Source organism: Paracoccaceae bacterium (assembly GCA_033344815.1).
In the GTDB taxonomy this organism is placed as follows: Bacteria; Pseudomonadota; Alphaproteobacteria; order Rhodobacterales; family Rhodobacteraceae; genus Roseobacter.
Window position 1 is genome coordinate 142,267 of record JAWPMR010000001.1, and the last position, 13,655, is coordinate 155,921.

Annotated in this window: 10 protein-coding genes; 7 read left to right on the top strand and 3 right to left on the bottom strand. The window is 52.4% G+C overall.

The features are described from left to right. Positions 1-30: 30 nt before the first annotated feature. The 7 genes from R8G34_00710 (at position 31) to R8G34_00740 (ending at position 11,197) form a co-directional block, all read left to right on the top strand. A complete protein-coding gene (locus R8G34_00710) occupies positions 31-2,031 on the top strand; it encodes a hypothetical protein (protein MDW3221403.1) in 2,001 nt (666 codons plus the stop codon). A 76-nt stretch (positions 2,032-2,107) separates the two neighbouring features. After that, a complete protein-coding gene (locus R8G34_00715) occupies positions 2,108-3,553 on the top strand; it encodes a hypothetical protein (protein MDW3221404.1) in 1,446 nt (481 codons plus the stop codon). Between the two features lie 1,087 nt (positions 3,554-4,640). Continuing rightward, positions 4,641-5,177, top strand: a complete 537-nt coding sequence (locus tag R8G34_00720) for a hypothetical protein (GenBank protein MDW3221405.1) — start codon at positions 4,641-4,643, stop codon at positions 5,175-5,177. Further along, entirely contained in the window at positions 5,174-5,455 is a 282-nt protein-coding gene (locus R8G34_00725) for a hypothetical protein (protein MDW3221406.1), read from the top strand. The genes R8G34_00720 and R8G34_00725 overlap by 4 nt, the downstream gene beginning before the upstream one ends. 144 nt (positions 5,456-5,599) lie before the next feature. Beyond that, entirely contained in the window at positions 5,600-5,806 is a 207-nt protein-coding gene (locus R8G34_00730; GenBank protein MDW3221407.1) for a hypothetical protein, read from the top strand. Positions 5,807-6,364: 558 nt separating this feature from the next. After that, positions 6,365-9,829 (top strand): calcium-binding protein, encoded by a 3,465-nt coding sequence (locus tag R8G34_00735; GenBank protein ID MDW3221408.1) that lies wholly within the window; start codon positions 6,365-6,367, stop codon positions 9,827-9,829. Between the two features lie 981 nt (positions 9,830-10,810). Next, positions 10,811-11,197 (top strand): helix-turn-helix domain-containing protein, encoded by a 387-nt coding sequence (locus R8G34_00740; protein MDW3221409.1) that lies wholly within the window; start codon positions 10,811-10,813, stop codon positions 11,195-11,197. A 258-nt stretch (positions 11,198-11,455) separates the two neighbouring features. Here R8G34_00740 and R8G34_00745 read toward each other — a convergent pair whose 3' ends face one another. The 3 genes from R8G34_00745 to R8G34_00755 form a co-directional block, all read right to left on the bottom strand. Continuing rightward, complete coding sequence (locus R8G34_00745) at positions 11,456-12,109, bottom strand: hypothetical protein (GenBank protein MDW3221410.1); 654 nt, start codon at positions 12,107-12,109, stop codon at positions 11,456-11,458. Continuing rightward, complete coding sequence (locus R8G34_00750) at positions 12,106-12,696, bottom strand: papain-like cysteine protease family protein (protein ID MDW3221411.1); 591 nt, start codon at positions 12,694-12,696, stop codon at positions 12,106-12,108. Before R8G34_00750 ends, R8G34_00745 begins: the two co-directional genes overlap by 4 nt. Before the next feature lie 65 nt (positions 12,697-12,761). Further along, positions 12,762-13,649, bottom strand: coding sequence for a phosphatase PAP2 family protein (locus R8G34_00755; GenBank protein ID MDW3221412.1), 888 nt, complete (start codon positions 13,647-13,649; stop codon positions 12,762-12,764). Between the last annotated feature and the right edge of the window lie 6 nt (positions 13,650-13,655).

Genomic DNA, 13,655 nt, shown 5'->3' on the forward strand with positions numbered 1-13,655 from the left:
TTTTGAAACCAGATTTAAAGGAATAGAAGGATGACCTTCACATTTACAGAAAAACATATTCGCAGAATGTTTGAGCTCGCCAATTTTGAAGTTCCGGAGGATGAAATGGTTTTCTTCGGCCTTCGCGGTTCATCTCCGGTCACAAATGAAGGCGTTTTTGACGATAGCCATGTTTTAATCGAGCTTGGGACAGACTGGACACATCAGCGCTGTACAATAGGGCAATGGCTTCCAGGAAAAAGCTTCGCCATTCATACTGCAAGCACGGTCCCCAACATCGTGTCAGTGCGCAAAAAAATAAACAACAATGGCTATGGGGTTAATATGCTGGCACCCTGCTATTTGACCGATCTGCCCGGCACGTCGGACCACAGATACACGAAGGGCGATCACGGATTAACGTCGAAGCTTGGGCCGCATCGAGCATTTCGAAATGCCAACAAACTGCCAGTTTGGCGAACGGGTGACGATGATGACTACGAGGGCGACGATCGACTGGTTTACGAATCCGCTTTCGACAATTTGCATTGCTCACGCCACATGGACTCCACGACGCCAGGCTATTCCAGTTTCGGCTGTCAGGTCGTGGCTGGAGCAGCAGGTAGACGAACGTCCAATCCGGGAGGCGAAAAAGGATCCTGGAAGGCGTTTGTTAATGCGGCCTATGCGCTCTCCCAACACAGTTTTCGATACGCGCTGTTTAATCAGGGAGAAGCTTTGCGCACGGCAACTCTGGGTGTGTCTAAGAGATCCCCGACCGTGCGCTTTGGTTCAACCGGCGATCTTGTCCTGCATCTCCAGGAAGCGTTGGTAGATGGCGGGTTCAATGTCGGGCGAAGTGGGCCAGATGGCATTCTCGGCTTCAAGACACTTGAGGCAATTCGAGACATCCAGCTTGAAGCATTTGGTGCCTCCGGTGTGGATCTCGTGTGTGGACAGGCAACAGCCGCAGAGATTGGCATCGACTGGCCGGCCGCGGTCGGAAAGAAACCCGAACCTGTTCATGATTTAGAAAATGGCGCATTAGGCGCGATTGATCTGCTCGATGAGGGAGCCGGTCCGGAAATTGACGACAAAGATATGGAAGTGTTTTTTGTTACGCCAACACGTGAAACCAAACCAAATGGCAAGGTGCGCTGGGTTTTTGAAGATCCTGTGGACAAAACTCGGCGCTATGTCGGTGGCGAAGCCAAATTGCAAGGTTTTCGTGGATTAGCAAGGATCCGCGGTTTTGATGCAGAGAAGGCACCTGTCTACGATCACAAGGACTGGATCGAGCAATTCGGTGCTTGGGCTGCGGTTATCGAACCAACGGGCTTGGGTGAAAGCCAGAACTCATTTACCTGCCTGAATAGCTATGATCGTGCGGCCTTCACATTCGGCTTCTATCAATTGGCTGCCCACACAGCGAACGACAACCTGATTTTGCTGTTCCGAAAGTTGCTGGAGTCTGCGGAAGCATCCCGGTATTTCCCGGATCTTCGTCTCATTGGAGGTAAGGTGCACAAGGAAACCACGTCGGGTGCTGTCTCGCTGGAAGGAGCTCAAAGAAGGGTTGATGGAAACAACCGCGTGGGTGAACAGGGTGGTTTTATGGACTATCTTAACGGCGACATGAACTCCGTTGATCCGGCTGAGCTTCAGGCCGCGTCGCGCTTGATCCATTGGGCCGTTCATAGCGAAGAACACCGCTCGATCCAGGTTGAGGTTGCAGTTGAACTTGCGCGAAAAAAAGTCAAGCGGATCGCTGACAGGATGTCAGGACAAGGGACCAGCCTTGATGGGAGGCCGGTGCGTGAAGTCGCCTTGGCCCTGGATATCCTGCACAACGGTCGCGGTGGCTCGGAAACTTTTCCAAGAATAGGTCGAGCGTTGAAGTCGGACGATCCGATGGCAGAGCTTTCGAAAATTGGCTGCACGGATATCTTTGCCGGGCGTATCGATCGGGTTCGCAAGGCTGCTGAGCGGATACAGAAGCTGAAGCGCTTGAAAGGCCTGCGCTACGACGTGGCATCTAACGATTTCGTCTGAGTGACTAGAAGACTTTTGAATTGGCGCCAGTCATGAGGCCTGACGAGACGCAACAAGGTATAGAAGAGGGATCAGCATGAATCGATTGTACGCTCCACTATTCTTTTCAGTGATGGCATCATTCTGGAGTGACGCTGCAGCCGCCGAAGCCATTTGTGAACCCCTGAACGCTGAAGTCTATGAAACTAACATCGAAAGTTTGGGCGTCGGCAGCGTGGGTATTGTCCGCATAGACAAAAACGGTCAAACCGAAAGTGCTCATCCGATCACACCGTTCGGGTGGCCTTTCACCATAGAACTGGAAACCCCTGTAGGGGCTGAAATCGAGAACAGAGTCTCCGTCCTGGGGCGATGGGTCGGAGATAAGGAAAACGGTTTGGAAGTCCTTACCGTCGACAGTATGGAATCGGTTTCGGAAACGTTGTCACTGAATGCCACATTAATCGCTCCAGAGAATGCGCCCCACGGCATTCTGAATCACTGGTGGCCCAAATACTCGTTACTGGTTCTTGGTTGCGAAGTGACAGTTGGTAGCGATGGGACGGAAGTTGCCAAATATGTGACGCTTGGCAAACTTGATCGCAGGTTTTCCACCCGAGTTCCGGGATGGGCGATTGGCTTGGCTACACTCTCTGGACTACTTGGACTGTTCTGGTGGTATGTTCGTTCACTCAAGAATGAGCTTGATCCGAAGGGAAAGAACAACAAGGTCACGTCAAAGAAATGTGCTGCTCTGGCCTTTACCGGAGTTCATGACCGATTAAGTCTCACAAAGGTTCAGATGGCGATCTTCTTTGTTGTCATCTTTGGTGCCTTATCCATCGCCTTCAGCCGCACCGGTGCCCTGAGTGATCTGTCAAATGACGTGCTTTTGTTGCTCGGCATAGCTGTCTCCAGTGCTGCAGCTGCACGCTTAAGCGATCGGGTCAAGTCTCGATTGGATTATGGCAATTGGACCTGGCTTGAAGAAGATCGTGGCGTTTTGCGGTCGAGGATTGAGGCTCAGCCAAAGTTTGCAGACCTGGTTCGCACCAACGGGCAATTCGATCTGAGCCGCTTTCAAGCTTTGGCTTTTACTCCCTTAGTGGCAATAGCCTTTGCGACATCGTCGCTTTATTCGCTGGATACTGCGACGATTCCGGAAAATATTCTTCAGCTTCTCGGGTTGAGCCAAGTTGCCTATATTGCGGGAAAGTCCGTTGCGCCCCCCACGATGAAGGAATTCGATCAAATCGTTACCGAATACCGAGAATTAGCCCGATCAGGAAAAAAGAGTGTCACTGATGCAGAAGGTAACACCGAATTCGTCCAGGCAAATCCAACGGATCTCTATTTTGCGGCCAAAGGTGTAAGACAAGCGTTTAACGGGGCAATGGGCTATCCATGGAAGGTGGATGTCGCACTTCCATCTAAGAGTGAAATCAGAGAATTCGCAGTCGCTCGCGGCCTGGAAGAAACTGAAGTTTATGAAACGGTCTCTGATTTGACAGAAAGAGATGGGAAACCTCAGCCGGAACCATGACATAACGGCATAGAGCTTCTGTCTTGTAGGGCCACTGTATACAGATTTCAGTAAGCACGTCGCTCGTGTCGATTTACGCATCGGTCAAAAAAGAAAGAAACTTGGCTAGATAAGTGAGTTCTGTGGCTGTCAGCGCTGTATTCTGGTTGAGTTTTGCAACGCATCTATCAGATATTTTAAAGAAAAAAATATGCTCCCAGAGTCTTGAAAAAAATATACCTGGACGAAATTCAAGTAGTGCATCAACCACTAGTTGTCGTGCTACTTTTCTGGCCGCCAAACATTTTCAGAATTCTGGTTTCTAACCGTTAGAGGAATACTCCATGATTTTTAATAGTGTCTCAAATATTTATAACACGGTCTTCAATACAGCTGTCACTCGAAACGCTGCAAGGCAATGAAGAAGCGCGACGATGCTACGAGGGAACTGACCAAAATTGTCCGCGCTATAAGTTCGGTCGGGACAGCCGCGGAAGACGCGTCAAAGTCATGCCAGCCCGGTCGAGCAACTGTCAGCTGTTGCAGGAGTTGACCCTCAAAAGATATCGATCCGTGCACTCAGAATATTTTGATTGAGCGTATGTCTGAAAGGCTCGCATCCGGCGCTGTTACAGAATCAAAAAAAACGGACCGAGCAGGCGAAGCCAAAGCCAAAGCGCCAAGTATCGGTGAACTGGTTCATCCAAGGGAAGCAATCGACGCCGCTAAAGTGCTTTTGACCGATAAGGATGTTGATCAACAGGTGCAGAACTGCATCGACCCCTCCTTTTTAACCGCCTGGCATGTGTTCAGAAAGTACTATTATCAGGCTTTCCTCAACGAGCAGGATGAACAAACTAGGCTGAAATGGATAAGGGATTGCCCGAACTCCGGATATCCAGTCAAAAGGATCGATTTGACAAATGTGCAATTCGACTCCGCAGTCTGCCCGCAAGTGACAAGCGGATGGTACCGTGTCGTTCCGACCTTCGACGGAGTGTCTTATGTTCGACAGGCGCGCGCCGGAGAGAACACGCCCCGTGCGCCGTTCATTCGCTGGTCAGCAATTCAGGAACGCGATGGTAACGCGATTGACCTGAAGCGGTTTGTGGCCTCTGACGACAAGGAACAGCGCACACCACCGGCGGTATACCGGTATTCGGACCGGACGCTGCTTCCAAACCGCGCCATCAATCCGACGCGCGACGTCGACGCCGAAGTAGGTGAAAATCCAAACTCGCAAACGCTCGACTTTTGTCTTGGCAACGCACAGCAGCTCGAAGCCGAGTCAATCCGGTATGCGGCCGAGGTGAGCGTCAAGAGTCTTGATGTCAAAGAGGAAACCGCTGAGATGTTTAGCCGTCCAAAAGCGCTTCAAACGGTACTATTTTCCGACCTTCTGGAACTGCAAGGGTTCGACATCATTGCAGGCTGGCAGGCACATCTTGGCAGTCTGATGAGCGATGCGAAAGCTTCGAATAACCAGGTGAGACGTTTGATCGGAATGAATTTGGGCTGGCGGCAAGCATTAACCACAGCTGTTTTTTTTCGATCTGTATTTTCGTTCCGGACACCTTGGCCAGCAACAAACTTCTTTCTTGGGATGTGGCGGATGCTTTGGCGCTATGCGTCGCGCACGGCATGAAATTTGTGGTCAATAATGATGCGGTAGACGATGGTGATCTAGATGTAGTTTTGGTTGAGCAGGTATACCAGCCTGACAAGGCAACCCCGGGCGTACAAGCATATGATCTGCACATTGCGGTCCTAGGCCCAGTCGCCGTCAGGCACGATGGAAGCGCGTCAGAATTGGGAATTGTCGAACAAAGCAAGGGCATACTGTCCACAAAAGCCTTGAGTCCGGCGCTATTTGATGAAGGGGCGGAAGCGGGACTGGTAACCGCAAGGAATGAGTTTTTTTAAGCTGACAAGGCTTTGGTCGCGCTGTAATCCCGTTTTGACCCTAAGCCAGTTCGCTCGGTGCCTCCGGATGTCTATTAGGCAATTGCAAGGTTCTTCAGGACGTCGTCTATTGAACTGGGCTGGGTGTTCCTCCTGTTCTGCATTATGGCGACGTCTGAGAAGACTGATGCTTTTTCAATGAAAACGAATGAATTCGGCCTGATAGGTATTCTGTTCTTTGCGGCCTATCTCTTGCGTATGTACACCGTTTATGGCCTTGGCCGGATCGCCAATCAAGCGGTTGAGGTCAAGCGGTCTGTTTCTCGGTCGCTTGGGCGCAGATGCGCCGGCGCGTTCTTTTTCAACAGATGAACGACTTTTGTAGGTGTGGTTGTTTGGACGATCGTCGCGGGCGTTTGTCTGTTTGAGAGCTGGCTGGATTTTTCGAACATCGACGACTGATCGATCATCGGACCCAGTTTGCCCGACATGGAACTAAGGTTCTAATCCACGTCATACATATCTGCTTCTGAAAGTTATCGAGCCCCAAGCGGTATTCGCATATGTCGCGATGTGAAAACTAACTGTCCCCTAAAAGCAGTAGGAAATGTACTTGCAATCAAGGTTACTCAATTGTACGTTTTTTAATGAGTATTTCGACTAATAGTATCGAATTAAACGATAAATTCTATTTGGGGTTGTGTGTAGTGGTCGGTTGGATTTGTCGGATAAAGGCCAAAAGGCTCGCAACTGGGGTGAAGGCGGGCATTGCTCCATTGAATCAAGAATGAACGACATTTCGATTGGGCTGAATGAACGCTCGACCGATTCAGTGACATTTTGACTTGGCGGTTAGTTGGTGTGACTTTTGGGCAGTTTCATCAGCAACGGAAAGTTTGTGAAAAAGACGTAAGAGCATCGGAATAGATTGTGGCAATTAATGGAACCGAAAATGACGATATTTTGGATGGTGGCGCGTCTCACGATACAATAAATGGTCATGATGGAAGCGATCGGCTAAGTGGCAATGATGGTAATGATGTTCTTTATGGTGGCGCAGGCAACGATATCCTAGCTGGCGACAACGGCGATGACGTCCTCGATGGTGGTGCGGGAAATGACATCGTGCGCGGCGGTGCGGGCGATGACACGTTAGAAGGCGGTGCGGGCCAAGACCATTTGTATGGCAACGATGGCAACGACATTTTATACGGTGGATCCGGAGAAGATCTTTTATACGGTTATAACGACGATGATGTTCTCAATGGTGGCGAAGCAAATGACCGCTTGTATGGCGGCCCCGGTAACGACATCCTGCGCGGCGGCACCGGGAATGACGGTCTTTATGGCGGCGGAAATGCGGACACCTTTATATTTGGGCCCGGCTGGGGTCAAGACACTGTGTATGGATCCAATACTGCTATAGCGCCGGGGTTGGGTTCAATTGAATTTGAAGCAGGCATTTCTGCTGACGATATCGAGATTCTTCGAGACGGCAATAACTTGATCTTATTCCACGTTAACGGGGACACGATCACGATATATGCCCATTTCTTAAATACAGAACGATATGTTGACGAAGTAAGGTTTTTCGATGGCACGGTCCGGCATCCAGAGGATTTCGCGATTTTTGGAAGCATTGCAGGGACAGATAACAACGATACGTTGACCGGCGGCGGTTTTGGTGAAACATTTTTGGGTCTGGCCGGTAACGACACGCTAAATGGCCTTGGTGGCGACGACACATTAGACGGCGGTGCGGGCAATGATCGTCTGTTTGGCGGTGACGGTGACGATGTCCTGATAGGTGGTTCGGGACGGGACTCGCTATATGGTGGCGAGGGCAGCGATACTTTTGTTTTTAACCTTGGATGGGGTGAAGACACCATCTTTGATGCAACTGCCCCAAACGTTCCCCATTACCTCGCTCAGTCCCCGAACATCATTAGGTTTGGCGCAGATGTCCTCGCTGCAGACCTTATTGCAACCAGAGAAGATGATGATCTGCTGTTGGTGCATACGAACGGTGACTCCATACGAGTGGTGAACTTTGCCTGGGGAAATGACGCGCACGGCGGTGAGGTTCATTTTGCCGATGGAACGGTTGTGAAAGCCAGCGAAGTACGGCTGACAATTACGGGCACGGCCGAGGATGATGATCTGGAGGGAGCCGTCGCAAACGACACTCTTATTGGTGGTGCCGGCAATGATCATCTCAGCACCTATGCCGGCGATGATCTTCTCTATGGCGAGGATGGCGAGGATCAATTGTATGGCGGCGAAGGCAACGATGTTCTGTACGGTGGCCGCGGTGACGATGAATTGTTTGGCGGACGTGACCATGACAATCTTTGGGGTTTTTCTGGCGACGACACGCTACTTGGAGGCGACGGCTGGGATAATCTCACCGGCGAGGCGGGCGATGACCACCTGATAGGAGGCGGACACGAAGACATTTATTGGTTTGGTCCCGGTTGGGGGAACGACACGATCCAAAATGTGGACGAGTTCTATTTTACTGCGGACAGGGGTTGGATCAGGCCATGGGATGGGATCATATTTGAAGATGGCATTCTGACGTCAGATATTTCCGGGCATCGTGAAGGCAATGATCTGGTTTTGTCTCATAAAAACGGGGATACGATCAGAGTAGAAGACCAATATTTAAGTTTCGATCACGAAGTCTCATTTATCGAATTTCAAGACGGTACTTATTGGGGTTTCGATGTACTGGACTATGTGCGTGCCGAAGATCCAAATGCGCTTTCGATCGATACATCCGGTGTGGGGCTTCGACTTGCAGGATCTCAGCAATATCAAGTTGTGGATGCAATAGCGGCCTACAACCTGAGCTATGGCGGCACGCCGAGCGGGGCGCAGAGTTTTGCGGGCTGGCAGGCGATCGAGGCGGGATCCAACGGCGCGGGCGGGTACAGCGTGTTGTGGCAGCACGACGCGGGCAACTACACGATCTGGGATGTGAGTGCCACGGGGGCTTATGTTGGCATTGCGGATATGTCCAATCTTGTGGATTACGAGGACCGGTTCGAGTTTGATCTGAACGGGGATGGCGACATCGGGCACACCATCACGGATATCGATACGCTCGGCATCGGGCTGCAGTCCAGCACGCGCGGTGTTTACAGTCTTGTGGACGGCAGTGACATTCACAACCTGAGCTATGGCGGCACGCCGAGCGGGGCGCAGAGTTTTGCGGGCTGGCAGGCGATCGAGGCGGGATCCAACGGCGCGGGCGGGTACAGCGTGTTGTGGCAGCACGACGCGGGCAACTACACGATCTGGGATGTGAGTGCCACGGGGGCTTATGTTGGCATTGCGGATATGTCCAATCTTGTGGATTACGAGGACCGGTTCGAGTTTGATCTGAACGGGGATGGCGACATCGGGCACACCATCACGGATATCGATACGCTCGGCATCGGGCTGCAGTCCAGCACGCGCGGTGTTTACAGTCTTGTGGACGGCAGTGACATTCACAACCTGAGCTATGGCGGCACGCCGAGCGGGGCGCAGAGTTTTGCGGGCTGGCAGGCGATCGAGGCGGGATCCAACGGCGCGGGCGGGTACAGCGTGTTGTGGCAGCACGACGCGGGCAACTACACGATCTGGGATGTGAGTGCCACGGGGGCTTATGTTGGCATTGCGGATATGTCCAATCTTGTGGATTACGAGGACCGGTTCGAGTTTGATCTGAACGGGGATGGCGACATCGGGCACACCATCACGGATATCGATACGCTCGGCATCGGGCTGCAGTCCAGCACGCGCGGTGTTTACAGTCTTGTGGACGGCAGTGACATTCACAACCTGAGCTATGGCGGCACGCCGAGCGGGGCGCAGAGTTTTGCGGGCTGGCAGGCGATCGAGGCGGGATCCAACGGCGCGGGCGGGTACAGCGTGTTGTGGCAGCACGACGCGGGCAACTACACGATCTGGGATGTGAGTGCCACGGGGGCTTATGTTGGCATTGCGGATATGTCCAATCTTGTGGATTACGAGGACCGGTTCGAGTTTGATCTGAACGGGGATGGCGACATCGGGCACACCATCACGGATATCGATACGCTCGGCATCGGGCTGCAGTCCAGCACGCGCGGTGTTTACAGTCTTGTGGACGGCAGTGACATTCACAACCTGAGCTATGGCGGCACGCCGAGCGGGGCGCAGAGTTTTGCGGGCTGGCAGGCGATCGAGGCGGGATCCAACGGCGCGGGCGGGTACAGCGTGTTGTGGCAGCACGACGCGGGCAACTACACGATCTGGGATGTGAGTGCCACGGGGGCTTATGTTGGCATTGCGGATATGTCCAATCTTGTGGATTACGAGGACCGGTTCGAGTTTGATCTGAACGGGGATGGCGAGATTTGGCTCTAAGTGATTTGTTGTTGATTATTTTTGAGAAGCTCTGCCTTAGGGTTTAAAGTGCCTGGTGAAGTATTTCATGTGGCATGTAGGCAATACTAATTTTTATAATATGAATTTGACAAGGCTTTGTGAGAATAGTGCGAATCCCCATTGTTTTCCTCAATCAATATACCGCTAAAGACTTGATAACTTATGTTTTTTTGGTTTTCGAAATCCTTCATTTCAGCGGTATGCTATACGCTCTGCAAATCCTAGTTTTAGCGCCATTCAATGCAACTCGTTCCGACCGGAAAGCCATAATTTCAAGTGTCTTAAAGAAACTGTACCGCGAGTTTTGCCCCCTGGTCTTGGCTGTAAAAGACAGGCAGCATTGTTTTGTTGACGGGGTATCTTTCGCTCAGCGTAATTATTGAGGGTGTGCGAGGTGGGAGCGACGACAGGGCCGAATGGATCGGCCGACAAACACGTTAAAGAAATCAAGCGTAGGACGCAGCGTCAATTCCCTGCAGCAGCGAAGAGCTGGATCGTTTTAGATGGTCCGCGCGGGGAGAGCTGGATTTCGGAGCTTTGCCGTCCGTTTGCCCAGCAGTCAAAACGTAGTTTCGATGGGAGGGGCGAGGGGATCGCGGAAAGCCTGATTTACAATTGATCGAAAGGCTTCATGGAAGCGGGGAAGAAGCGGTTGGCTGGAGATACAGCACGCCCAGCAATCTCGACGGAAGTCACGCGTCTGAAGCGTGCGGTCCAAGATCTAAAACAGGCTGTAGTGGAACAGAGGCTTGAACTGCGCCGTTTCAAAAAAGGCATGCGCGGGCCCTCTCAGTGAACGCAAGGCATTCACCTGCCGGGTAATAGCTGGGGAAAACCTCGAATGAGCTATCCGTTACCCGGCAGGCGATTTGGCTAAGCCAGAACAGCCGAAAGGGCGGCATCAGAAAAGCTGGAGATCATCCGGCTGGTCGAGGGATCACATCTGCCCGTCAAACGTCCTTGAAGAAGCTGGGCGTGTCGCGTTCGACGTTGCATCGATGGTATGATCGGTACCTGCAGCGTGGTGAGGCCGGGCACCAGGATCGTAAGCCATATCCCGGTCGTGTCTGGAACCGCTTTGCAGATAGAGTCCGCCAAGCGATGTTGGAAATGGTCTTTGCGCAGCCAGAACTCAGCCCCGAAGAACTGGCTGTTACTTTCACGGATGAACGCATTTACTTCGTCTCAAAAGCAAGCGTTTACAGGCTGCTTCGCTCACATGATCTACGTCCCGGCTTCATCTTCATGAACCTTCCGCAACTTGACCTGGCGTCTCGGTGTTTTCGACAGAAACGGCAGCCGGCCCAAAGCGGAATTCTCGCGCATATCCAGGATCACAGGGAGTGATCATTTGAAAAGTGGGAAGAAAAAAGAACGTCGGTCCAATATGATAGGGACAAATAACCAAGCGCGTCGCCGAGACTGACATGCGTGCCAGGAGACGACGATTTTGGCAGTCGGTAACAACAACTCTATGTAATGCGGGTAGCAAGTATTTGTTTTGCGGCAAGTTCCTCACAGATCTTCGCACGCCGATTGCGTCAACTCTACATATGACTTCAAATTCCGTACGGCAAATCACGCCCGGCTCTAAACACACCGCAGCTAGTCGACGGTTTTCCCACTGTAGACGTCGTCGTCTTCATATATGGGCCGGGCACGGTCGCCCTGTTCCAGCCTGTCATTGAGATAACGAACAAAAACAGACAGCTTTACCAACGTGCTCGGAATTGTAGGCGCCCAAAGCGGAAAAACCCCAAATGTTTTTTTGATAAAAGCCAGTCTGTCATCTTCGGGGCTGTCCGTACGTAGCCACAGCGCTTCAAAATAGTAGGTCGGCACCTGAAGAAGCGCGAGCTGCGGCGTGCCGGTGCCCGCTCGTAGTATTTCCCGAACTTGTGCCGAGAAAAACTCTCTTGGAATGTTCATAATGCTGCTGTATCCGAAGCCGCCGCCTGGCGTCGGTCCGGCCTCGGCCAACACTGATTGAGGAGCACCGGACGTCTCGACATCGAAAGCAAAGGCCCAACTTGATGGCTTCCTGAGTCGGTGGATTTGCCCGAGCTCTACGCGTTGCCGGGCGGCCAGCATGAAGTTCGGTATCGTTTCTGCCGGGCCTTCCAGCAAACCGCCGGAAACAAACCCAAGTGACTGATTGAAGGTCTCATTTTTCATACGTAAGGCGACGGCATCACGCACCTCTTTGGCGAGGTTCTCAGGTGGTTCTTCACGGCTGGACTCCGAGCAATCGGCCATCATGCTGCTGCCTCGCAACCGGCTTCAACCTCACTCTTTTGTGTGAAATAGCTATGCGTCCAAAGTCCTTCGCCAATATCATCGCCGACTCCGTTTTGCAGAGGTACACGATAGAAACGTCGGAAAGCTCCGTAGGTCTGGATCGACCGGCCGTAGAATGAATCCTCGACAACTACATCGGTGATGCCGCCCTCGCTATCATGGATTACGCCGACAATGACTACGAAATGCCCCTCGCCGAAACCTTCTTCCCAGACAACCCGGCAGCAAACCGGACGGCCTTGAGCGACTTCCGAAGCGATGGTTTCAAAATCAAGCTGGTTGGCATATGTCACCACGTGATGTCCCAGCTCAAACAGCGGCAACGTCAGTCCGGATTGCACGTTGCACTGCCATCGCAAGTCACTGGCGCCGTCGAAGCAGCAATCGCTACGTTTCAGCCTGCGGTTGACCACATCGCATTGCTTTATGGCGTCCTCAGGAGTCATCGGTGGGTTGTAGTAATCTGAAATCCCGACGGTGGTCGCGGCCCAACACCAATTCGCTTGTTCCTGCTCTGGGACAGTCATCTGTATCAGTTCAGAACTCATTAGCTATCCTTTCAACCGCAGCACTGAGGAGCGGCACAAGGTCTCTTTCCTCGCGCCGGAAATGCTCAATGGCTCGACTCCAGCTCGATGCGTGCTTCGTTCACGAGATTGCGGAATTCCGTATTAGGCTGGTCCAGGAGCGTAATGACATGTGCGGCAATCGCGGCACCCGCATCGCTGTCATTGCGATAATGAACGCCCGCAACCTCCCGATTTTCCGCGATCCGGCGTGCCAACACAAATGCCGCATCGCGCATATCCGGCATCGTACCTCCGATGGCCCGCCCGATCGCTTCTGCCACCAGATAAGCTTCGGTTGCATGTCCGCTCGGCCAAGAAGGATGCATCGGCACTGGGATCATCGGGACCAGATTGGAAAAGACCTGATTGGGTCGCGGGAACGCATGGACTTGCTTGAAGTGCATGGCCACTGTGATGCCAACCCGGTCCGCTGCCGCCATCAGTCTGTGCGTGTTGAAGTGCCGGGGCGTGATCTTCAACAAATTCGAGAAATGATCCAGGAATGAGTTCAACTGATCGTAGATCTCGACCTCCCGGATTCGACGTTGAAATGTCTGTTCCGTCAGAATCGTGATTGCTTCGAATAGCGCGATTCTGAGGTCATTGCCTTGAGCACCACCAAAGGGTTCAAGCCCCGTCAGAACCGGATCGTTTTGCCAGTCTGGATTCTTCTCGTTGAATTCCTTCAGCACACGTTCTGCAAAATAACCGGGCGCCCAGTCTTGTTCGGAAAAACGACGTCCAAGGATGATTTTGTTCAGTTGAAGGGGTCCTTCAGCATGCAATGGGTCAAACCCAAAGTGGCTGGTCCCACCGAACATATTGGTGCCAAAACCGCCGCCCGCACCGCCGCCGGAGCCACCACCGGACCCGCCGCCTGAGCCTCCTCCGGAACCACCGCCCGAACCGCCGCCTGAGCCACCACCACTCATGCTAAT

What these genes read in the sequence shown, in the direction of transcription:
- R8G34_00755 (MDW3221412.1), bottom strand. Translation starts at nt 13,649, where the DNA reads ATGAGTGGTGGTGGCTCAGGCGGCGGTTCGGGCGGTGGTTCCGGAGGA.
- R8G34_00710 (MDW3221403.1), top strand. Translation starts at nt 31, where the DNA reads ATGACCTTCACATTTACAGAAAAACATATTCGCAGAATGTTTGAGCTC.
- R8G34_00750 (MDW3221411.1), bottom strand. Translation starts at nt 12,696, where the DNA reads ATGAGTTCTGAACTGATACAGATGACTGTCCCAGAGCAGGAACAAGCG.
- R8G34_00730 (MDW3221407.1), top strand. Translation starts at nt 5,600, where the DNA reads ATGGCGACGTCTGAGAAGACTGATGCTTTTTCAATGAAAACGAATGAA.
- R8G34_00725 (MDW3221406.1), top strand. Translation starts at nt 5,174, where the DNA reads ATGAAATTTGTGGTCAATAATGATGCGGTAGACGATGGTGATCTAGAT.
- R8G34_00745 (MDW3221410.1), bottom strand. Translation starts at nt 12,109, where the DNA reads ATGATGGCCGATTGCTCGGAGTCCAGCCGTGAAGAACCACCTGAGAAC.
- R8G34_00715 (MDW3221404.1), top strand. Translation starts at nt 2,108, where the DNA reads ATGAATCGATTGTACGCTCCACTATTCTTTTCAGTGATGGCATCATTC.